Origin of the sequence: Streptomyces sp. NBC_00443 (assembly GCF_036014175.1) — a bacterium.
Lineage (GTDB): Bacteria > Actinomycetota > Actinomycetes > Streptomycetales > Streptomycetaceae > Streptomyces.
The window spans coordinates 303,451-324,490 of sequence record NZ_CP107917.1 but is presented as its reverse complement, the minus strand read 5'-3'; the positions used below and the strand labels follow the sequence as shown (position 1 = coordinate 324,490).

Genomic DNA, 21,040 nt, shown 5'->3' with positions numbered 1-21,040 from the left:
GCGACAGCCGAAATGACAACACGGCCCTCGACTGCTGTCCAGACCTTGCGCACCACTGTGTCGTTCACCCTCACCAGGCGCCTGAGGTAGGCGACTTGCGGCACTCGGCTCTCTTCGGCATTGACATGCCCGCGACTCGTAACGATGCTGCTGGAGAGCTGTTCCATCGATGGAAAGCGGGACGTCGAGGTGACCATGAAACTTCCTCGCCGCATCACCGGCGCCGCGGCCGCGCTGCTGTCCGGCGTCCTCGCTGCCGTGCTGTCCCTGACGTCCGCCGATCCGGCCCAGGCGGGCCAGACGAGTCTGCGGGCCGCGGACCCGAGCGTGCTGCGGGTCGGTGGCACCTACGTCTCGGTGCAGTCGGCCGGTGGCGGCATCGTCGTGCGGCAGGCCCGGTCGACGGACGCCCTGGCGACGGCGCCCGCCCGGCAGGTCTGGACCGACACCCGCAACCTCGGCGAGGTCTGGGCTCCCGAGATCGTGCGGGACGGCGGCCGCTACTACATCTACTTCACAGCGGGCCGCGGACCGGCCCACCGCATGTACGCCATCAACTCAGCCGCCCCGGACAGCGGATACACGGCCGAGACCGAACTGGCCCTGCCGGACGGCAAGTGGGCCATCGACGGCACCCTGTTCACCTTCAACGGGCAGCGCTGGTTCGTGTGGTCCGGGTGGGCCGGCGACACCAACGTCGAGCAGAACCTCTACATCGCCCGCATGAGCGGCCCCACCACTCCGACCGGCGCGCGCCACATCATCTCCCAGCCCCGGGAGAGCTGGGAGCGGGTGGTCGGCGACCCGTTCATCAACGAGGCTCCCGAGGCCATCAAGGACCCCAACGGGCAACTGCACATCGTCTACTCCGCCAACGGCAGCTGGAGCGAGCAGTACTGCCTGGCCGACCTGCGACTGCGCGCCGGCGGAGACCCGACGTACGTGTGGGACTGGTACAAGTCCAACGGCTGCCTGTTCGGCTCCAACCGCGCCACGATGATGCCCGGCTGGGACCCGACCCTGCACGTCAACGGCCCCGGCCATCACAGCTTCGTCCTGCTCGACGGCGACATCGGCACGAGTCCACCCGCCGGGCCGAGGTTCCCCCTGATGTTCCACGCGGTACCGAAGGGGACGCCGTACGCCTGGGAGAACCGGTACTGGTACACAGGCACGTTCTGCTGGTGGGGCAACACCACCTACAGCCGCGCCAACGTCCCCGGCGCGAACACGAACACCGGCTGGAGTCTCAAGTTCTTCGAGTAGGGGAACGTGGACCACCAAGGTGCGCTTCATCTCCGGGGCAACGATCGGGGCGTTTCGGCAGTCGTAGGGAGTGACGGACTTCCCGTCTCTGGAGCCCGCTGCCAACTACCGTTCCCCTTCCGGTGGTTGGCAGCAGGGTCCCGCTGTCACCCCTGTGAGGTTTCATGAGCCGCTACGCCGAACCACTTGGCGACAGACCGAGCGGCGCGCACGACATCGCGGCGCCCGCCGCCGGCTCAAGTGCCCCGCAGGGCAGGCCCGTCGGTCGCGGGACAAGCCGTGGTGTCGTGCTGGGGGCAGCCGTCCTCCTGCTGGCTGGTCTCGGCGCCCCGGCCGATGCAGCGGCCGGCGAACCGGTGGTCAGCGGTGCCACCGTCAACTCCGGACGGGACGTCATCGTCGGGATCACGCACGAAAACTGCAGTTCCGACCGAAGGACAGCAGCACCTACGCCACGGTGGTCGAGGCAAAGACCAGCAGCACCGGCACCTTGCGTACCACGGTCAAGGCGGTCATGGACGGCTACTGGCGTTGGAACTTCGCCGGCACGACCACGACCGGCCCGGCCAAGGCCACCGGTGAGTACGTGGATGTACGCTCCTGATCCGACAAACACCGCGGCTCGCAGGCCGGGTGGCCCGTCCGCGCGGCAGACGACCCCGCACCCACGACGTCACGTCGTCACCTCTCGCCATGTGAGGATGTGCAAATGCCGTCGCTGAGGAAACCCGGAAGGCAGACGATCGGGCTCGTGGCCGCGGCCAGTGCGGCGCTGGCGCTGACCGCCTGCGGAGCGGGCGTACGCGACGACGCGTCCACGGGGGACCGTGAGGCGAGATACAAGCGCGTCATCGAAGAGCCTCACCCGCGCCCCGCCGACGTCATCGAGTTGGCCGGCGCACCCACCTCAGTGGTCCGCGCGGGCGAGGGCTCGCTGCTTCTCACGTACTACGCCGGCAATGTCGAGGACGACGAAGGGCCGGCTGCGTCCGCGTGGCGCATCATCGGCCCGGACGGCGCTACGGTCGCCCAGCACGCGGAACACACCGACGCGGAGGCGACACCGGCCGCGTACAAGGGAGTGACCGGCGGCTTCGTGCGGGTGCCGCCGGGTGAAGGAGCCGAGGGAGCCTACGCCCTCGACGTACGAGGCAAGCGGCAGAAGGTCGTCATCACCGGGACCCCGCTGCGCACCCGTCCCGGCGACGTCCTGCTCGGCGAGCTGGAGCCGACCCTCATCTACCGCACCGCCACGCGCACCGTGGCGCCCCCGGCCGGAGCGCCGCAAGACGCCGTCCGCTTCGCCGTCGACGAGCGGGGCACGGTTTGGAGCCTGGGCCAGTCACTGACCGAAGATCCCGACCACGTCCTGTGGCAGCGCGACGGCCGCACCCTGGGCTCCACGGCGGTTCCGAAGCCGTACGCGGGTGGTGTCCTCGTCGCGCGCGGTGGCACCGCGGCGCTGTCCCTCACCCGGGGCGAGAGCGTGAGCGGTCTGCTGGTGACGACGGACAGCGGCGGGCACTGGCGGACGGTCCTCGGCGGCGGCGTTGCCTGGAGGGGCCTGAAGCGTGGCCCGGGGTCGCTGGTCCTGGAGGTCCTCGCCGACGGGCGACTGCTTGTCGGCGAGGAAGGCGGCCGCTACTGGCTCGCCGACGACCACACCAACACAGCCTTCCACCAACTGAAGACGCCGACTCCGTTGACGTCGCTCACCGTCCACGGCAAGACGCTCTACGGCATCGCGGACGCGACCACAGCGACGTACAGCCTGGTGAAGGGCGAAGGGCTGTGGATCTCTCGTGACGGCGGCCGTGAGTGGCGGCGCCACGAGTAGCGCGGCTGGCTTGGCGTTGCTCGCCGAGCCGAGGGACGTCGTGGGGTGCGGCTGCAGGGGGCGGGGGTGCTGGTGACAGGAGGCCACGTGTTCCGCTTTGTCCTCTGGCCAACGCGCGTAGACCCCGGGCACCATTCTTCGTGCACCACCTGCACAGCCGCCCCACAGGAACCGTGGCCCACCGCAGGAAGGTCCCCGTATGAAGGTCACCCAGGCCTTGAAGCTCCGCTCGGTCCTGACCGCTCTCATCCTCGTCATCGCCCCCAGCGCCGTCGTCATCGGCACCGCCGGCGAAGCGTTCGCTGTCACCAAGATCAGTCACGCCACCGCGACCTCGATGTTCCAGCAGGTCGGCATCACCTGGTCGTCGTCCGGGAACTGCTCCAACCGCAACAACCCCACCTGTACGTCCTTCGAGCAGCTCAACCTCGCCACCGCCCAAGGCGCACAGACGCTCAAGCGTGCCAGCGGCTGTGCCCTGAACATCACGGGCGGCACCGAGACCGGACACGCCTCCGGCACGTACTCGCACTGGAACGGCTACAAGCTCGACTACGCCAAGTACTCCTGTCTCGGGAACTACATCAAGAACACCTTCACCTACATAGGCCCGCGCGGTGACGGGGCTCCCCAGTGGCGTTCCGGCTCGGGCAACATCTACGCCGACGAGGGCAACCACTGGGACGTCCTCTACTACAACTGCGGCGGCTGCTGAACCCTGCGCTGCACGGACCGGACCGGCCCAGCTCCTAGAAGTCTCAGCTCTTCCGGCAGCCTTCCCAGGGCTGCCGGAAGAGCTCGCAGGCTCCGTTCGTCGCTCCTGAACCCGTGGTTCTGAAGTGCCGTCCAGGGGCGCGATCCGCAGCTGTCAAGGCCTCCCAAGCGCCGGATTCAGGTGCCTCGGGCTCCGCCCGCTGGGCTGGTACCTGCCCGGGCGATGAGCAGGGCGACGTCATCGTGGTCTTCATCGTCACGCAGGGTGTCCAGGAGGAGGTCGCAGGTGGCGTCGATGGTGCGGTTGGGGTCGTCCAGGACGTCGAGGAGGGCGTCCAGGCGTTCGTCGATCGGCTGGTCGCGGGTCTCGATGAGGCCGTCGGTGTACAGGACGAGTTGGTTGCCGGGCCCGAAGCTGATCGAGGTGGAGTCGAAGGAGATGCCACAGCCGCCCAAGGGTGCGCCGGTGGGTAGGTCGAGCAGCTCGCGTGTGGCGTCCGGGCGCAGGAGTACGGGCGGTAGGTGTCCGGCGAGGGAGACGTGGCACTGCGCAGTGTGGGGATCAAAGACCGCGTAGACGCAGGTCGCGATGGTCTCGAGGTCGTCCGTGATGTGGTCGAGGTGGTGCAGGACCTGGTCCGGGGCCAGATCGAGGTCGGCCAGCGTTCTGGTGGCGGTGCGCAGCTGCCCCATGGTGGCGGCGGCCGTGACGCCGCTGCCCATGACGTCGCCGACGACGAGGGCGGTCTTGTTGCCGTTCAGGGGGATGACGTCGAACCAGTCGCCGCCGATCTCGATGGTGGCCTGGGCGGGACGGTAGCGGAAGGCGACATCGAGACCGGGCCGTTGTCGAGGGGTGGGGCAGCAGGCTGCGTTGGAGGGTGAGGGCGGTGCGGCGCTGTTCCTCCACGGCGTGGTGCCGGTCGGTGACATCGACGCTGGAGGTGGCCACGCCCAGCACTTTCCCGTTGGGGGATTCGAGCCGGTAGAACGAGATCGACCAGGCGTGATCGTTGTCAGGGTCGGCCGCTGTACGGCCGACGATGTACTGGTCGACAATCGGTGACCCGGAGGCGAGGACCTCACGCATGGCGCCTTCGAAGGACTCGCCCAGGTAGGGCACCACCTCGTGGACGTGACGGCCGATGTGCTCGGTGGCCGGTACGCCGTTCATCCGTTCCTCCGCGGGGTTGACGGAGATATAGCGAAGATCGGTGTCCAGCATGCCGAGCCCGATCGGTGACTGGGACACCAGCTGGGCGGACAGGGCCAGGTTCCGCTCCACCTGCCGTAGCGTCGCCTGGTCCGTGGCCAGGCCCAGAGCCCAGTACTCGCGCTGGTCGTCCTGCAACCGCATGTTGCGGAACTCCACCAGGCGCCTGCTGCCGTCCTTGTGCCGTACGGGAAAGACCCCGGCCCAGCTCTCGCCGTCCTGCATGACCTGCGCGAACAGCGCCAGCACAGTGTCGAGGTGCTGTCTGTCGATCAGCAGCTGGCCGGCGTACTGGCCCAGTGCCTCCTCGGCGGTGTAGCCGAAGAGGGTCTCGGCCTGCGGGCTCCAGAGATCGATCCTGCCCTCGGCGTTGAGGAGGACCGCGGCCACGTTCAGCACATCCAGCAGGCCGCCCGGCCGGGACGCAACCACACCCGCCGTGTCGGGATCACCGCGGAAGGGTTCGGTCGCACCCATACGAGACTCCTTCCCCGCCGCAGCTCAGAGCCGTCCTGCCGGTCGGAACGTTCCGGCACAAGTGCCTGCCAATCCCATCGTCCTCCTCCGCGGCCGACGCGTGCACGCCGGCGCCGGCGAGGAGCGGGAGCCTGCTGGGGGTCATCTCGCGGGGTTCGTCGGCGGCGCTTGCTGCTGCGCGGGCCTGCGGGCCCACCGGTGGGTGCGGGCCCTGACCGTATCCCCGGATCTTCCAGTCCCCCTCGCATCTCCTCCCCCTTCTGTCCCACGCGGCATGCTGGTGATCACGGTTGATCGTGGAGTCGATCAAACCGTCCACACCACCGCTCCGACGGAGGGAAGCGAGCCGGGAAGCCCACGGGAGGCGGGAGGCTGCGACGGTGAGTGAACGTTGGTTGCCCGGGCTCGATGACGATCGCGAGCTCTTATGCCTTTCGGGCGAGTCCGCCGTGTTCGGCCACGACCTCGGCGGTGGGCAGGCCGGGCCCCGGTCGCCACTGCGTCACCGAGACGACGCCAGGCGCGATGAGGTCCAAGCCGTCGAAGAACGTGGTGATCTCATCGACCGTACGCAGGTTGTAAGGGACGGCCCCGCTGTTGTTGTAGGCGTCCTGCGCCTGCTCGAAGACCGGGTCGATGCCGCGCGACCCGTCGTTGATGGAGAGGTAGCTGCCCGAGGGCAGGGCACCCATCAGCCGGGTGACGATGGAGCGGGCCTGATCGTAGTCGGCGACATGGCCCAGGATGTTGCTGAGGATGAGCGCGGTGGGGCGGCCGAAGTCCAGTGTCTCGGCGGCGGCCGCCAGGATGCGGTCCGGGTCCGTCACGTTGGCGTCGATGTAGGCGGTCGCGCCCTCCTCGGTGGAGTAGAGCAGGGCGCGAGCGTGGGCGAGCACCATCGGATCGTTGTCTACGTAGACGATCCGTGCCTCGGGGGCCAGCTGCTGGGCAACCTCGTGGGTGTTCTGGGCGGTAGGAAGACCGGTGCCTATGTCCAGGAACTGCCGGATGCCCGCCTCGGAGACCAGATACGTGATGTTACGGCGCAGGAAGGCACGGCTGGAGCGGGCGATGCTGACGATGCCGGGAAAGACGGCGGTGTACGCGTCGCCCGCTTCCTCGTCGACACGGTAATTGTCCTTGCCGCCGAGCCAGTAGTTCCAGATGCGGGCGGAGTGCGGAACCGAAGTGTCGATCTTCTGATGGTTCGCCGGCTCCGGCGCCGTCACAGGGTCTGTCATGAGTCGTGTCCGTTCTTGAACCGCGGCGTGGATGCTTCACGGCACAACCTACGTCCGAACGCCCTGTGCCTCTGCAGCAGTTCACACTTTCCCGGCTGGTTCGGCCACCGAACAGAACCCCGTGGCCTGGCCAATCCATTGTCTGCAGACGAGCGCACGGCGATGAGGACGGCGTTGTTCCTGGGCCTTTCACAAAGGTGGGTGGTCGAACGATCCTGGTCGTGGATCATGCCTGAGGAGGGGCCGCCAAGGCGCTGGTCGGCTTCTACTGCTAGAGGTTGTCCCGTATGGGGTGTGAGTTATCCGGTGAGGGCCAGGTTGTGGAGCCGGGCGATGCCGAGCATGGCCTGGTGAACGCCGTTTCCCTTGAGCCGGCAGTCCCTCAGGATCTTCCAGTTCTTCAACCCTGACAGGGCGTGTTCCACCCGGGCTCGCGCCAGGCGGTGGATGGCATTCTCCGCTTCCTGGCGTGGGCTGAGGTGGCTCTGACCTCGTCGTCTGCGGTGCGGGATGAGCAGGCCGGTGCCTTGGTATCCGCCGTCGGCGATGGTCGGTGCGCCGCGGCAGGCCCGGTCGACGCCCGACTCCGTGAACGCCCGGCAGTCGTTGCGGCTGCCGGGCAGCGGCAGGCCGATCGCCACTACCAGGCGGCTGTTGGCGTCGATCACGACCTGCAGGTTCGTCGAGTACCGATAGTTCTTGCTGGAGGCGGCCACGCTGCGATCACGGGTGGGCACGAGGGTGCCGTCGACGATGTAGACGGTGTCTTTGCGTGGCTGGCGGGCCGGTGCGATGGCCAGCAAGGGCGCCAGGTGATCGAGGATGCGGTCGGCCGCAGACTTCGAGACCCCGAACAGCGGCGCCACCTGCCGCAGGGTGAGGTTCGTGCGCCAGTACGTCGCCACCAGCAACACCCGGTTCTCCCATGGCAGCCGCCAGGGACGGCCGCGCTGAATGTCACCACCGCGACGCCGAGCCAACGCGACCAGCCTGGTGAACTGCGACTGACTCAGCCCGGAGAACGGCTCGATCCACTAGGGCTCCTCGGCCTCGGATGAGCACGAACCGGGCGCCACTCGACTACGCCGCAGCCCTGGCTTCCGGATCACCGATGACAGGAGCCACGCTGCGGTGTCATACCGCTGACGTATCCTTCCCGCTGCCGCACACCGACTGGGAGGACCAAGAGAATTGACTGGCCTGTCTGCTTTCCCGCTGCCCTTTCAGGCTTCCCGTTCCATATCGTTCGCGACACCCCGAACGCTGCGGGAACTTCAGATGATGCAGTGCAGCGCCCACATTCGGGCGAAGCCGGGGTGGTTCGACAAGATGAGCGACGCAGACATCGTCGCCAGGTGGACGCAAGAAGCGGTCGCCCAGGGCCTCACCGAAGCGCAGGCTCGCTACGTGCTTGCCGAACTCGCGTATTACGCCGCACTTCGGGACGGTCGAACCGGCGTCGAGGTCTCCGCCGTCGACGGGGTGTGGCAGTCGGACGCACTGGTCGACAACGAGCTCAGATCCCGGCTGCGCGAGGCGGTCCGGGTTCTGGAACAGGTCCCAGAAGCGGAACAGGACTGGCATCCCGGATCCGGGAGTCAGGTGCTGGATCTGGTTCATCCCTCTCTGTTCTGCCTGGTGCGCGAGGTGAGCGGCGCGCCCGAGCGGGCTTGGCAGAACCCGACGGACCGCTATTCGAAGTACGAATTCTCGGAGAGATTCCAATGGTTGCCCACTGACGTCGACGTCAGTGACGACGGCGATGTCGCCTTCCGTTCGTACGTCAACAACGTCCACCCCGACACTCATCGCGAACTAGCCGCCGTCCTACCAGAGTTGTTCGCGCGCCTGCTCCCCCTGCTGGAGAACGTGCTCACCGATCTGCGCCATCCGCGGCCCCTGCGAATCGAGGCTGATCCTTACGGGTGGTACGACTCGGAGCCGGAGCATCCGAACAAATCGTCCTACAGTGATGCTGGGGCGTACGAAGAAGCCGTCCGCGCTTGGGAAGAGGCTCAGGACGATTGGTGGGAAAACCGCCGCCCGGTCATCCCGGATGCCCCGGCCTTCACCCCGCCTGAGTTGCCCGATGAATCCGCCCGAGTCGACCTGCGCGGCCGCCGTCTCCAGGTCATCGTCAAGCTCGCCACCATTCATCTCACCCCGGACAAGCCCGAGTACTCCGGTGGTTCCTGGCATGTCGAGGGAATGATGAACGAGCGGATCGTCTCGACCGGCATCTACTACTGGGATAACGAGAACATTACCGAAAGCCAACTGAGTTTCAGGGCTGCACTCGACGACCCGACCTACGAGCAGAACGACGACAACGGTCTGCGTGAGGTGTACGGCTTGGAGGACGAAGACGCGCTGAACCAGACGCTGGGCTCGGCGTCGACCCCCGAGGGCCGCTGCCTGGCGTTCCCGAACATCCTGCAACACCGCGTCGGCTCATTCCGCCTGACGGACCCCACCCGCCCGGGACATCGCAAGATTCTCGCGCTCTTCCTGGTCGATCCGTCGGAAAAGATCGTCTCGACGTCCGATGTGCCACCCCAACAGCCATGGTCCGGCACCTCGACCATGACGCTTGAACAGGCCAAGAGCTACCGCGAACAACTCATGCAGGAACGCAAGTTCTTCGTCGACGAACACAATGAGCAGCTCTACGAACGAGAGTTCTCCCTCTGCGAGCACTGAGGAGCTCCGCGACCGGTTGCGCTCCCTGATCCGCACCGCCCCCGAGCCGGGCACCGGGCGCCGCACCGTCCGGTGTCGCCGGTGGCGTAGCGCGATGGAGCCGCTGGTGTCCGGGGCGGGGACAGCGCCGGGCGAGCGGAGCACGAGACGGCGCGGTGCTGTCGGTCGCCCGTCGTCGGTGGATTGGGATCAGGGCGATCTGGCGCGCTATCAGGCGGACACTGCGCGGCTGCCTACTGTGCCTCGCGCGGTTCGGAGCCAGACCCGTGGAGAAGGTCGTTGATCAACCGTTCCATCTCAATCTCGATGCGCAGTCAGCAGGCGCTCGGCGTCAGCAAGGGCGGCTTCTACGGCAACATCCGTAACCGTGCCGCTCTGCTGGAGGAGATGCTCGACACCTGGGAGCGCGGGGCCACCGAGGACGTCATCGAGCGGATCGAGCGCGGCGGGGGCGACGCCCGCGAGCGGCTGGGGCGTCTGTTCGCCTTCGTGGGGTCGAGCGAGACACCCGTGACCAGCGCCGGGGTCGAGCTTGCGATCCGTGACCGGGCCCGGCGCGACGAAGGCGTCGCGCGTTGCCTGCGCCGGGCTGACAACCGGCGCATGGACTATCTGCGCAAGCTCTACGGGGCCTTCTGCCCCGACGAGGGCGATGTCGAGGCCCGCTGCCTGATCACCTTTTCTCTGCGCATCGGTGACCATCTCATCGCAGCCGACAATGGCCCGCGCAACCGCGAGGACCTCCTCGCGGCGGTGAGGAGCCGGTGTTGGGCTGAGCGGCTTTGGTGAAGAGTGCTGATGGTCCTTTGATGCGTGTGCGTTGGCGATCAGTGCCCGGTCGACGGCGAGGCCGACGGGGGCGCGTGGCGCCCCTTCGCTGGTGGTATTACGGGCGTGTTCGGGATCGTCCTCGTCCGTCGCCGGGCCGCGCGATGCAGGACCCGGGGATGTCGTCTCGCCTTGTAGCGGCACTCTGCCGTCCGCCGTCTGCCGCCCACTGCGCACCAGACGCTGCACTCGCTTTCGTGCGGGCCCGTCTCAGGGCCGTTGTCCTGACTCGATGTGCGGCTGTCCTGAATTCTTTTGCAGGCCGCCTGCAGGCCAGAGCCGCCGGGCGGCGGGTGCAGCGTTGAGGGGGAGGGCCTGTGGCCGGGCGACTGTGACAACTCCCACTGTCACAACTCCCAGGGAAATCAGAACTGTTGTGGTGCGTGCGAGGCTTGGGCGGGACCCGAGCAGACCATTCGGCAGGGAAGCACGGCTGGCCTGTGATCGTCGCAGGGGCGGATGGCGCCAGTGCTGCACGCCGACACAGCACATCTACGCACCGCTCTGGCTGCGCTGGTGCCAGCCCCTGCGACCTGTGTTCCCCCGTGGGCACCGGCGGCGCCCGTCGCGAGCTGCGACGCATGACCGCCGACGAGCTCGCGGCTGGCACGAAGTTGATGGGTGCCGGTGGTCGCGTCGACTTCGATGCCTGAGCCGCCGCCGCAGGCTCCCGGCACGACAACCCCCGCTGGTGACCTGGTCGGCGGTCGCATCGCCCCCAGCGCCAACTCCACGAAGGCCATCCTCGACCAGGCCCGTCGGCCGTCGGCCGTCGGCCGGCGGCACCGGCCGACCACCGGTTTGTGACCGGCAGAAATGACTGGCGGAGGGCGTCGTTGAACGGGTAGGAAGGGCGCCATGACTAGCTCCGGCCACCTCCACCCCGCCCATCCTGACCCGCGGACGTTCTACCGCACCACGCTGGAACTGGGCGATATGCTGCTGCATCCGTGGGGCCTGGAGAGCGCCGAGCCGGACGCGCTGTTGAACGGTTTGGTCGTCGCGGCGGCGGATCCGCTGATCGCCCTGTGGAACCCTCTCGCGATATCCGACCGCAATGACGCCCTTGCATGGCTGCAGGCTCGAGACGGCGGCTGGGACGCCGGTGTGAGCGCCTCCTTCGCTGTGCGGAACGCCACTGACGGCGCCCTGCTGGGCAGCGTCACCGTACGGTGGGTCGATCGTGCGGACGGTCTGGCGATGATCGGCTACTGGACGGTGCCGACTGCCCGTGGGCGGGGCGTGGCCGCCCGGGCAACGAGGGCGGTCACCATCTGGGCCTTTCAGACAGCTGATGCGCGCCGGATCGAGGTCGCCCACGCAGTCGGCAACAAAGCCTCCTGCCGGGTGGCCCAGCGCTGCGGCTACCTCCCCGAGGGCACGTTGCGCGACTCACATCGCTTCGGCGACGGCGCGTACCACGATGAGCACCTGCACGCCCGCCTGGCCACAGACCCAGGACCGGCCGATCGCGCGGAGTCGCCGACTGCCTAGGGGCAGTTGCCCTCCGGCCCGTGAGCAACTGACCAAGGCCCACGCCCGCTGGTGGCGCATCTGCAAATGTTCGCCGGTCGTGTTGCGCGGGCTGAGTCGCTCCGGTGCTGGCGCGAAGTTCCAGGCCGAACTCCTCGATTGGCACATCGGGCACGAAGAGCCGGGAACGGCCATCGTGGCCGCCTCTCCGCAAGGACCATTCTTCGTGTTCCAGCCGGCGGAGGGTTATCAGGCTCCGGTGTGGTCACCTGCCGACGGCGACCAATGCCGGATGATGCACTTCGACTTCCAGGCTGGCGAACTGGACTTAGCGGTCGCAGAGGCGGTCGCCCTGGGGCCGCCGTGACGGAGTTCCAGCCGCAGGAAACGTCCTTGTGCTGTTCGACCCGGCCGGTGACCCTTTGTGCCTGTGTCGCGACGACGACTAGATCAGGCGACGTTTGGCCTGCTCCTGCCCTGCGTAGAGAGCGGCACCGTCTGCGCGCACTGCCAAGTCACCAGCGACCCGGAGCCCTTGCGGATGATCCGCAGCAGACGCCGCCCCTCGTCATCGTCGACCGCGGGCGCGTACTCCCATCGGTCATGGGCGGGTCACAGGCGGGAGTCTGCGCTGCATTCGGCCCCGGGCTGCGTAACGTTGTCTCGGCCCGGCAGCGTCGTCCTCCGAAAGCAATGCGGGCACGCGTTGCAGGACGTCGAGCTGGGCCTCGTTGTAATACTCGACCAATGCATGCACGACAACCGAGCGGGTGATCACCCGTCCCTTTTCGGGCATCTTGCCTTCGACGAGGTAGCGCGTGGTTGTGTTCAACGCGCAGGAGCCCGCCGGCCCAGAACCGAGTGCGACTCGGGCGCGCCGCTGACCGGCGTCGAGAAGCTTCGGCCGACGCTTCGCGGGCGAACCAGAGTGGTGACGGCCAATCAGGGCGGCTTCGGTGTCCGTCCGTTCGGGAGCAACACGCGCACGAACGACACCAGGGCGGTGTTTTTCACCGCTGATCAGCGCCGCCACAGGATCTCAGCACGCCATGTCCAGACTGCCCCCGCCTTCCCCGTCCCGGGCGGCACCGTGGAGGTGCGGATGAGCGCCTTCTTCGGGGGCAAGCGCTGCCATTACGTCACCGACAACGGTCCTGAGTACCAGCTCGTCCCGGCCCCCCACTCCGTCGAGGGGCGCCGCGCGCGCCTCGAACGCGAGCACCCCGCGCTGAGCCACGCGGTCGGCCTCCTCTCGCTGTGCGTGCTCGTCGCCGCCCTGGGCATCCTCGTCCCACAAATCGCCGAACAGCTCTCCAAGTCCGAGGGCATCGCCCAGCACACCGGGACTTTTACCTCGCCCATCGATCTACCGAAGTGGGGGAACATCGCGCTCGGCTTCGCCACTGTGGCAGCCGGCACCGAGCGGGCGTTGCGCCTGCGTTACAGCTGGCTGCTCGACGGCGGAGCGGGATGAACGCGCCCTCGCCCTCTTCCTCGGCCACGGGAAGACTCAACGATCGTCAGTCCGAGACGCCGACAGGGCAACGCCGCTGGAACTGCTCCGTACCCGGCCCGTACCCCTGCGCACGGGTTGGCCGCACGTACTTCATCGTGGTCGTCTGCCCATTCCGAGCAGGCGCATCAGGTGGACGGGGTCAGTGGTGTTTCGGGCCTCGTCGTAGAGAGGCCAGCGCCACGCGCGCGTGGCGCTCGCGTCGTCGCCGGTGACATCCCCGACTACCTGCGGTAGCCGAGCGTGGCCACCCGCCAGCCTCGTCCGTCCTCACACGGCCGAAGCGGCGGAACACGTACCGCCGCCTCGGCTTCACCTGGGCAGAGATCAAGGGATCGATCGCGCGATCGGCCGCGGTGAGACCACCTTCACCCTCAAGGCGAGTGCCGGGGAGGTGACGCTTACCCTGCCAACCGCGACGGTGCCCCGCTCTTCATTAGTCCGGTTCCCAGTCCGGGGCCGGGCTCCTCGCCAAGGGACTGAGCCTCTACGCCGGTAAGTGCCAGTTCCTGACCCGTCAGCCAAATTCCGCCCACGGCCCGCCTGAAGCGCTCGACGCCCCGCGGGTCGTCGCGGGCGGTTAAGGGGCTGGGCTCAGCGGGCGGCACGCTCCCGGGCAGTGCGGCGCAGTCCGATGAGTTCGGCGACCGCCTCCAGCCAGCGGGCCACGACCTCGTCGCCCTCCACGGGCCGGGCCACCGACGCGGCCGCTTCCAGCCAGCGGCGCACCAGGTCCGAGGCCGCCGGCTGGGGGAGCAGCTCCGGCAGCCGGGCGGTGTAGCCGGTACCACCGCTGCGGACGGTCCTGCCGAGGAACGCCACCGAGCGGGGCTGGACCGCGAGGCGGTCGAGCGTGACCGCGGCGCCCACGGCTCCGTCGCCGAACAGGGCGCTGCGACGTGGGCCCTGGGCGCCGATTCCGTAGCGCAGGAGCATGGCGATGTCGGCCTGCGCTGACTCTTCGTCGGTCTTGCTGGGGTTCATCGGTACCTCCGTTCCGGTCATGGCACAGTGACCGTGTAGATGAAGTACGCCGGGTCGTTGCCGGGGCTGCCCGTCGCGGTGCGGTCGTCGCCGTCGGGGCACTGACCCAGCACGCAGTAGCTCATTTTGATCTTCGTGGTGCCTGTGGCAACGGCCCGAAAGGTGAAGGTCTGCGTACCATCACCACCCCCGTCGGCGCCGCTGTCGCCCTCGAAGTCGTCCTTCCGGCGGCCCTCCTGGCGCACGGTGGCACGGTCGGGACCGGGGCGCACGATGCTCCAGTCCTGGCCCGTGGAGGGGTTGGCCGGGAGCGTCAGCTCGAACACGTCGCCGGCGTCCACCTCGATGGACCGCTCTTCGGCGCCGAACGTCTCGGAGCCGAAGAGGCCGCACCCGGACAGCATCACGACCGTCAGCGGCAGGGCCAGGGCGGCGGACAGCCGGTGGCTGGGCTTCACAGGGATCGGCCTTCCGTTCACTGGGCGGGCAGGTGGACGCCGTAGGCGTCGGGCAGGTCCTTGTCGGAGGCCTTGTCCATGTTGCCGTTGACGAAGTCGTCCTCGCTGACCCATGTGGTCGTTCCCCAGGGGTTGTAGACCTGCAGCATGTCGCCCTCCTGACCGACGATCATCATGGAGTGGCCGACCCGGTCGCCGTTCTCGTCCTTGCCCTCGACGCCGATCGGCACCGGTCTGCCCTCGGCGACGGCCCGCTGGATGTCGGGGAGCGCGTCCCGGCGGTCGTCCGCGCTCCTGACCTCCTGGAACTCGTACTCGCCGCCCGTGTGCGGACTGATCTCCTTGTTGGAGATCTCGGTCTTGCCGTCGTTGTCCATGCCGTCGGGTGTCGAGCCGAAGGGGAAGTCGTACGCGTCGTTGCCGTCGCCTTCGTCGTGCATCCGGTGCTGCTCGTCGCGCAGCCGCTCCCGGAAGGCGCCAGGGTCGTCCTCCTGCCCGGACGGGCCGCCGGTGAGTTCGAGGGCGTACACCGGATCGACCATGGCGCGCCCCGTGACGACGGTCGACGGCACGCAGGTGTTGCCTTCCTGCGACCACCTCTCGCCGTTGAACGTCTGCTGGTCCGTGTTCTTGTTGGCACCCTCGTAGGGGCCGCTGGTGTTGACCCCCTCGTTGTTCATGCTGTCCCCGGCTGTGGTGACCGGCGTCAAGTGCCGCTGCAGCCAGTCCGGGTCCTTGCCGTGGATCTTGTCGCGGAACTCGCCGACCTCCTTGACGTCGTATCCGGCGGCCAGTGCCTTCACGAGGTACGCCCGTTCCTGCGGGGTCTTCGCCTCGGCGAGCATCCGCTCGAACTCCGCCTCCTCACGGGCGTCGAGGCGCTCCATCGCGCGGCCCGAGCGCTCCAGGTCGTTCGCGGTCAGCAGCTCGTTCATCTCCGCCGGGCCGCCGGGGCCCGCGATGTCGGCGAGCACGAGGCGGTCGGCGGCGGAGATGTTGCCGGTCTTCATCTGGCCCGCCCGGGCCTCGGACGCCAGCTTGTTGAGGTCGCGCGCCGCAGCCCGCGCCGCGTCGTCAGCCACCTCGGCTGCGGTGTGCATCGTCTTGGCGCCTGCGGCCGCGATGCTGCGGGCCCGCAGCCGCTCCGCCTCCTCGGCGTCCTTCTCCACCATGCCGTCGAAGAAGCCGTCCTCACCGCCGAGCATGCCGAGCGCCTCGCGCAACTGCTCGCGGCCGCCCTTGTCCTGGGCCTTGGCGTTGGTCAGCGCGTCGGCCAAGCGGTACAGGGCACCTGCCGCGCCGCTGAACGCCTGCTCCATCTGCTCGGCCGAGCGCACCGCCGCCATCACCACCTCGGACGCCCGCGCCCCGGTGCTGCCCACCCAGGCATCGGGCAGGCCCTCGTTGGCGACCTTCTGTACCCGCCGGTGCACGTCGGCGACGTCGTCGATCTGTTTGCGGTAGGTCTTGGCGAGACCCTCGATGATCCCGGGTTCACCGACCGGCGCCGAGACGCCCAGGGCGCTGTTGATGGCCCCGATGAGATCGTTCTTGCTGTCGGCCGAGGAGATGGAGTCGTGGTACTCGGCGAGCTTCTGGCGGCGGTCGGTGGTGGATTCGCCTGCGTCGGGCATGACGGTGCGGCCTTCTGTCGTGGTGAGGGCAGGAGTGCGGACTCGTACGCGGTACGAAGGACGCTCAGCCGAAGTCGGACAGGCCGCGCGGCGGCGTGCCGGGCGCGGGCATGGTGCGGTAGCCCGGCGCGGGAACATCCCCCGCGGGCGCGGGCATCGTCGTCACGCCCTCACCGCCCGCCGCGCTCATGCCCCGGATGGAGGCGTGCTCGGCGCCCTGGTAGTTCGCCTTGGACACCCGCACCTTGTCGGCCAGTTCGTGCAGGGCGCTCTCCAGGACCTTGGCCTCTGCCTGCCAGTCACCGGCGAAGTTGTTGTAGGCGGGGCCCGCGTCGGAGCCACCGAGGACGTCCGAGGGGTAGCAGGCGGTGTCCTTGACCGCCGTGGCGATGGCGCCGACGTCGTCACCCGCCGTGTCGAGTGTCTGCGCCTCGCTGTCCATCGCGCTCGTCTGGACGCGATAGCCCCCGGCGTGCCCCTGCACGGTCATGTTCTGCCCCCGTTTTTCTGATCTTGAGGCGCAATGTAGCAGGGGAGGGTGGCATGAACACAGCGACCTTCACCGCTCCCGCGCACAACAGCGGGTTGTGACCGTCGCTCCGCTCCGTGACGGGTACGCGGAATTGCCGAGTCGGCTATTGGCCCTCGATGACGAGCGAGGCTGCCACGCGGCGGGGGACGGGGCGGGCATCCGTACCACCATGTATGAGTGTGCAAGGAGTTGATACTCAGCCATGCAGTGTCACGAGCGACCCATGCAGCTGCCCGCCCGATGTTCTGCCCGCAGATCGCCACCGACACCGGCGTCAAGCTGTCCAAGTCGCTGATCCGAAGGGCCAGGCTCCCTTGCCCGAGGTCACCACGGACTGGTTGCTCGATCCCCGACAGTGGCCCGGCACCATCGCTGCGTACCCGAGCAACTGCTGCCTATGACCGATACCTTGCCTCCGACCCCCCGCCACTTCTTCCGCTCGTACTCCGCCGCCGAGATCGGCCGCATGATGACCGCGCCAGACCTCTGGCTTCGAGGGACGGGGCGCCGGGTCTTCGCCGACGCCCAGCACGGTGTCCTCACACGGCCCACCCGTCCCGCGCCTTCGGGTGCTCCCATTTCAACGGCCGCGATGGTCCCCTGCATCACGAACCGGATCAATGCTCGCCGGGCCGTGCTGGGCCCAGGACTGTGCAGCACCAGCCTCGACGTCGAATTGGACGGGTCCGCTGACCACGGCTCTGGGGCGGGGCGGTACTCTGCCCCGTCGTGATCACTGGGCGTGAACTCAACCGGGCGACTCTCGAACGTCAGTTGCTGCTGGAGCGTGAGCCGTTGACTGTGGTCGACGCGGTGCGGCGTGTGGTTGCCCTTCAGGCGCAGCATCCGGCCTCGCCGTATCTCGCGCTCTGGAACCGGGTCACCGGTTTCGCTCCGGCGGACCTCGATGCTGCCTTCGCCGGGCGGGCAGTGGTCAAGGCGACCCTGATGCGAATCACCCTGCACGCCGTGGGTGCCGGGGACTATCCGGTCCTGCGCGCGGCGATGCAGCCCACCCTGTATGCCTCCCGGCTGGGCTTCCGCTTCGCCGATGCGGGTCTGACCCCTGCGGACGCCGACGAACTTGTGCCCGAGCTGCTGGCTTTCGCCTGTCGGCCACGGACTTCGGCACAGATGCAGGCGTGGGTCGAGAAGCGGCTCGGCGCCGAGAAGAAGGACGGGGCGTGGTGGGGGCTGAAGGCTTACGCGCCACTGCACCATGCTCCGACAGGCGGGCCATGGTCATTCGGCCTGCGGCCGTCCTTCGTCGCGGCGGGGCCCGGGACCGCCCTCGCGGGGCGGGCGGCGGATCCACAGGCGCTGCAGATGCTGATTCTGCGCTATCTGGCAGGTTTTGGGCCCGCGTCGGTTGCGGACGTGGCGCAGTTCGCCATGGTGCAGCGGGCACCCGTGCGCCAGGCGCTGCGCACTTTGGACGGCGCCGTCGAGCAGGTCCAGGGGCCGGACGGCAGCACGCTGTTCGACCTTCCTGGCGCCCCGCGGCCGCCCGCGGATACGCCCGCTCCGCCCCGGCTCATGGCGATGTGGGACAGCATTCTCCTTGCCTACGCGGACCGTAGCCGGGTGATACCCCCGGCCTATCGTCACCTGGTGATCCGCAGGAACGGAGACGTACTGCCCACCTTGCTGGTGGATGGCTATGTCGCCGGTGTGTGGCGCCCGGTGGAAGGCGGCATCGAGGCCACGGCTTTCCACTCCCTGTCGCCCGCCACCTGGGACGGACTGGCTGCGGAGGCCCAATCCCTGAGGGCGATCTTCGGCGACCGCGAGACGGAGGTCTACAGCCGCTACCACCACTGGTGGGCGAAGCTTCCACCAGCCGAGGTACGGATGCTGTGACCCGCTGATCTGCCGCACGGACTTGAGCGGTACCGCTACTGGCGCCTTGACACAAACCTGGCGCCGTCTGCGGAGGTCAGCGCGGCGCCTCGGGGAGGGTGGCGTGTCCATGCTGCCAGGAGTTACGCGATCGTCCACACCGGTGCTGGCGCGGCGCGCCTCGGCAGCACGGGATGTCCGGTCGGGAACCGTGGCCGGGCCGGGTCGCGTCCCTTACCGGGACCGTGGAAGGGACGCTTGTGAGCATCAACGTTCCCCGCCCGCCAGTGCGGTTGCCGTACGGCGACTCGCCGCGGCCGTACACGCCGCTGTGGCGACGGCTGCGTGAGGACGAATGGCCGCCGCTGGGTGAGGTGTTGCGGGGGCGGCGGGAGCAGATGCACCCCGGGGTGGTGCTGGTGCTGTTCTTCCCCTGCCTGTGGTGGCTGACCGTGCCGTTGCTGGTCGGCTACCAGCTGGCCCGTACGGCCCGCCGTATGGCGCGCCGGGTCTTCCCCGTACGCCCGCAAGGGCACGTCGAGGATCCCGGGGTGCTCCGGGTGCAGAGGGTGCGGGCGTGGGTGGCCCTAGCCATGTCGGCGGCGCTGCTGGCCGGGTTCGGTGGCTGGCAGGACGTGGCGGAGATACCGGGGCAGTTCCTGCAACGGCTTCTGTTCGCGCCCTGGTTGGCTCTGTTGAGCGCGGCGGTGGTGGTGGCACTGCTCTTCTTGGCGGCCGGGCCCGGAACGCGGCGGGCCATGCGGGCGCAGCTGTGGCCGGCCGGCCGGTCGGCCCTGTGGTACTTCGGTGCCTGGACACTGGTGCCGCTGCTGTTCATGGCGGCGGCCGACGGGATGCGGCTGCTGCCCAGCAGCCCCAACCTGCTGCTCTGGGTGTCCGTGATGTTCGTGTGCTGGGCGCCGTTCTGGTGGGTGATCTTCTTCCTCTGCTTCACCTCCGGTCCGGCGCTGCGCCACGCCTTCAACCTGTCCGCCCTGCATGCGGCGCTGCCCGCGCTGGTCACCTCCGTCCTGGTCTGGGTGTTCGCCTTCCTCGGCCTGTCGACGGGCGGTCTCCCGCCGGGCCCGGTGCCGCTCGCGGTCTGTGCGTTCCTCGGTGGCCCGGTGTCGGTGACGATGGTGGCCTGGTGGGAGATTCACCGGCTGCGGCGGCGCGGGGTGCGGTGGCGGGGTTAGCACCGCGGAGCTGTGCGTTCCGTCCGGCCGGACTATTGCGGCTGGTGTCTGGACAAGGACTCCGGGGCAAGTCGGTCACAGGGAGTGTCGTAGACGAAGACCTTGCCGGTGGCGCGACCGGCGACGATGAGCCGTCCCGCGCCGTCGGTCTTCATGCCCGCGACGGAGGTCCGTCCGTCCTGGCCGCCGGGCAGGAACACCTTGGTCGCGGCTGTGGTGGATGTCGCCGCGGTAGACGGTGCCGTCGCTGGTGCTGCCGACGTAGAAGTAGGGCGTGTCGTGCTGTCGGGCGATGCCCTCGGGGTAGGTCTTGTCGCCCCGGTCTCTGTAGCTGGTGGGCAACGGTTGCCAGTGGTGCAGGACGGTGGCGTGGAGTAGGTCGCCGCCGGTGGAGGCCAGGGCCGGGGCGGCTGCGCCACCCAGGCTGAGGAGGGAGGCCACCGCGATGGCTGCGGCACGTGAACGGGGAAGGCGGGTCTGGGACATGGCGGATCTCCGTGCAGGGGCGCGTGAGCGAATCAATGTGGGCAATCAACAACTCGGGGCAATGAGCAGAGAAGCTGCGGGCCGCGCGAACTGCCCCGGATCCGCGCGGCGCGGGCGGCACACGCCGACAGCGCTCAGTTGCCGGCCGGGAAGAGGGACCGGTTGGCGATGTCGATGATGAACGGGCCGACGTGGGCGGGGTATCGGTCGACGATCGCCCTCTTGTACGCCTCGCCGTCGTCGCCGAGGAGTTCGCGGGCGTCGGTGAGGTAGCGGCGGCCGTCCTCGTAGATCTCCGGGCCGGTGGGCAGGCCGTGGCCGGCGAGGATCGTGTCGTAGCCGGACTCGGCGGCCAGGGCGGCGACGGCCTGCTGCCAGCCGGTGATGTCGTTGTTGCCCAGGTAGAGGTGGACGTCGTTGTAGACCAGGTCCTGGGCGATCAGGACGCGCTGCTCGGGCAGCTTGATGAGCAGTTCGTCGGCGGCCTCGCCGCCGGAGACGGCCTCGAAGAGGAACGGGACGCCGTCGAATACCTCGGTGCCGGGGGTGAGGTCCACGGTCGGGGTGAAATCGGTGACGGGGATGACCAGGCCCGTGGGCAGGTGGCTGTCGCCCCGCGCGATGATCTGCTCGCGCACCTGCGGGAGGG

Annotated in this window: 21 protein-coding genes and 1 pseudogene; 12 read left to right on the top strand and 10 right to left on the bottom strand. The window is 68.6% G+C overall.

What is annotated here, in order from left to right:
* Positions 1-195: 195 nt before the first annotated feature.
* The 4 genes from OHO27_RS01550 to OHO27_RS01535 all read left to right on the top strand — a co-directional run bounded on the left by OHO27_RS01550 (position 196) and on the right by OHO27_RS01535 (position 3,818).
* Entirely contained in the window at positions 196-1,266 is a 1,071-nt protein-coding gene (locus OHO27_RS01550) for a glycoside hydrolase family 43 protein (RefSeq protein ID WP_328419532.1), read from the top strand.
* Positions 1,267-1,723: 457 nt separating this feature from the next.
* Positions 1,724-1,870, top strand: a complete 147-nt coding sequence (locus OHO27_RS01545) for a hypothetical protein (RefSeq protein ID WP_328419530.1) — start codon at positions 1,724-1,726, stop codon at positions 1,868-1,870.
* 147 nt (positions 1,871-2,017) lie between these two features.
* Entirely contained in the window at positions 2,018-3,103 is a 1,086-nt protein-coding gene (locus tag OHO27_RS01540) for a hypothetical protein (RefSeq protein ID WP_328419528.1), read from the top strand.
* Between the two features lie 199 nt (positions 3,104-3,302).
* On the top strand, positions 3,303-3,818 hold the full coding sequence (locus OHO27_RS01535; protein ID WP_328419526.1) for a hypothetical protein: 516 nt from the start codon (positions 3,303-3,305) through the stop codon (positions 3,816-3,818).
* A 176-nt stretch (positions 3,819-3,994) separates the two neighbouring features.
* Here OHO27_RS01535 and OHO27_RS01530 read toward each other — a convergent pair.
* From OHO27_RS01530 to OHO27_RS01520, 3 genes and pseudogenes are all read right to left on the bottom strand, one after another.
* Positions 3,995-5,507, bottom strand: a pseudogene (locus OHO27_RS01530) (SpoIIE family protein phosphatase).
* A gap of 425 nt (positions 5,508-5,932) precedes the next feature.
* A complete protein-coding gene (locus OHO27_RS01525) occupies positions 5,933-6,748 on the bottom strand; it encodes an SAM-dependent methyltransferase (protein ID WP_328419524.1) in 816 nt (271 codons plus the stop codon).
* A 299-nt stretch (positions 6,749-7,047) separates the two neighbouring features.
* The gene (locus tag OHO27_RS01520; RefSeq protein ID WP_328430316.1) at positions 7,048-7,779 is read right to left on the bottom strand and encodes a transposase; all 732 of its coding nucleotides are present in this window, start codon (positions 7,777-7,779) and stop codon (positions 7,048-7,050) included.
* Between the two features lie 160 nt (positions 7,780-7,939).
* Here OHO27_RS01520 and OHO27_RS01515 point away from each other — a divergent pair, with 160 nt between their 5' ends.
* The 5 genes from OHO27_RS01515 (at position 7,940) to OHO27_RS01495 (ending at position 12,116) form a co-directional block, all read left to right on the top strand.
* Positions 7,940-9,448, top strand: coding sequence for a DUF4246 domain-containing protein (locus tag OHO27_RS01515; RefSeq protein WP_328419523.1), 1,509 nt, complete (start codon positions 7,940-7,942; stop codon positions 9,446-9,448).
* A gap of 279 nt (positions 9,449-9,727) precedes the next feature.
* Positions 9,728-10,237, top strand: coding sequence for a TetR/AcrR family transcriptional regulator (locus tag OHO27_RS01510; protein ID WP_328419521.1), 510 nt, complete (start codon positions 9,728-9,730; stop codon positions 10,235-10,237).
* Positions 10,238-10,921: 684 nt separating this feature from the next.
* Positions 10,922-11,083: a hypothetical protein gene (locus OHO27_RS01505; protein ID WP_328419519.1), complete on the top strand. Its 162-nt coding sequence runs from the start codon at positions 10,922-10,924 to the stop codon at positions 11,081-11,083.
* 51 nt (positions 11,084-11,134) lie between these two features.
* Positions 11,135-11,770, top strand: coding sequence for a GNAT family N-acetyltransferase (locus OHO27_RS01500; RefSeq protein WP_328419517.1), 636 nt, complete (start codon positions 11,135-11,137; stop codon positions 11,768-11,770).
* 79 nt (positions 11,771-11,849) lie between these two features.
* Complete coding sequence (locus OHO27_RS01495; protein ID WP_328419515.1) at positions 11,850-12,116, top strand: VOC family protein; 267 nt, start codon at positions 11,850-11,852, stop codon at positions 12,114-12,116.
* Positions 12,117-12,350: 234 nt separating this feature from the next.
* Here OHO27_RS01495 and OHO27_RS01485 read toward each other — a convergent pair whose 3' ends face one another.
* A complete protein-coding gene (locus OHO27_RS01485) occupies positions 12,351-12,782 on the bottom strand; it encodes a hypothetical protein (RefSeq protein WP_328419513.1) in 432 nt (143 codons plus the stop codon).
* 69 nt (positions 12,783-12,851) lie between these two features.
* On the opposite strand from OHO27_RS01485, the gene OHO27_RS01480 reads away from it, so the two are divergent.
* Entirely contained in the window at positions 12,852-13,223 is a 372-nt protein-coding gene (locus OHO27_RS01480) for a hypothetical protein (RefSeq protein ID WP_328419511.1), read from the top strand.
* 633 nt (positions 13,224-13,856) lie between these two features.
* Here the strand turns inward: OHO27_RS01480 and OHO27_RS01475 are convergent.
* The 4 genes from OHO27_RS01475 to OHO27_RS01460 all read right to left on the bottom strand — a co-directional run bounded on the left by OHO27_RS01475 (position 13,857) and on the right by OHO27_RS01460 (position 16,828).
* Positions 13,857-14,246 carry a hypothetical protein gene (locus tag OHO27_RS01475; protein ID WP_328419509.1) on the bottom strand — a complete coding sequence of 130 codons (390 nt, stop codon included), beginning with the start codon at positions 14,244-14,246 and terminating at the stop codon, positions 13,857-13,859.
* Between the two features lie 17 nt (positions 14,247-14,263).
* Positions 14,264-14,704, bottom strand: coding sequence for a protease inhibitor I42 family protein (locus OHO27_RS01470; RefSeq protein ID WP_328419507.1), 441 nt, complete (start codon positions 14,702-14,704; stop codon positions 14,264-14,266).
* Positions 14,705-14,721: 17 nt separating this feature from the next.
* Complete coding sequence (locus OHO27_RS01465; RefSeq protein WP_328419505.1) at positions 14,722-16,338, bottom strand: WXG100 family type VII secretion target; 1,617 nt, start codon at positions 16,336-16,338, stop codon at positions 14,722-14,724.
* Positions 16,339-16,402: 64 nt separating this feature from the next.
* A complete protein-coding gene (locus tag OHO27_RS01460; RefSeq protein ID WP_328419503.1) occupies positions 16,403-16,828 on the bottom strand; it encodes a WXG100 family type VII secretion target in 426 nt (141 codons plus the stop codon).
* An 816-nt stretch (positions 16,829-17,644) separates the two neighbouring features.
* Here OHO27_RS01460 and OHO27_RS01455 point away from each other — a divergent pair.
* Both OHO27_RS01455 and OHO27_RS01450 read left to right on the top strand, forming a co-directional pair.
* Complete coding sequence (locus OHO27_RS01455) at positions 17,645-18,730, top strand: winged helix DNA-binding domain-containing protein (RefSeq protein ID WP_328419501.1); 1,086 nt, start codon at positions 17,645-17,647, stop codon at positions 18,728-18,730.
* Between the two features lie 239 nt (positions 18,731-18,969).
* Positions 18,970-19,905, top strand: coding sequence for a hypothetical protein (locus tag OHO27_RS01450; RefSeq protein WP_328419499.1), 936 nt, complete (start codon positions 18,970-18,972; stop codon positions 19,903-19,905).
* Between the two features lie 75 nt (positions 19,906-19,980).
* Here the strand turns inward: OHO27_RS01450 and OHO27_RS01445 are convergent, their stop codons facing one another.
* Both OHO27_RS01445 and OHO27_RS43045 read right to left on the bottom strand, forming a co-directional pair.
* On the bottom strand, positions 19,981-20,391 hold the full coding sequence (locus OHO27_RS01445) for a hypothetical protein (RefSeq protein WP_328419497.1): 411 nt from the start codon (positions 20,389-20,391) through the stop codon (positions 19,981-19,983).
* A 134-nt stretch (positions 20,392-20,525) separates the two neighbouring features.
* Positions 20,526-21,029, bottom strand: coding sequence for a hypothetical protein (locus tag OHO27_RS43045; RefSeq protein WP_443059503.1), 504 nt, complete (start codon positions 21,027-21,029; stop codon positions 20,526-20,528).
* Positions 21,030-21,040 lie beyond the last annotated feature (11 nt).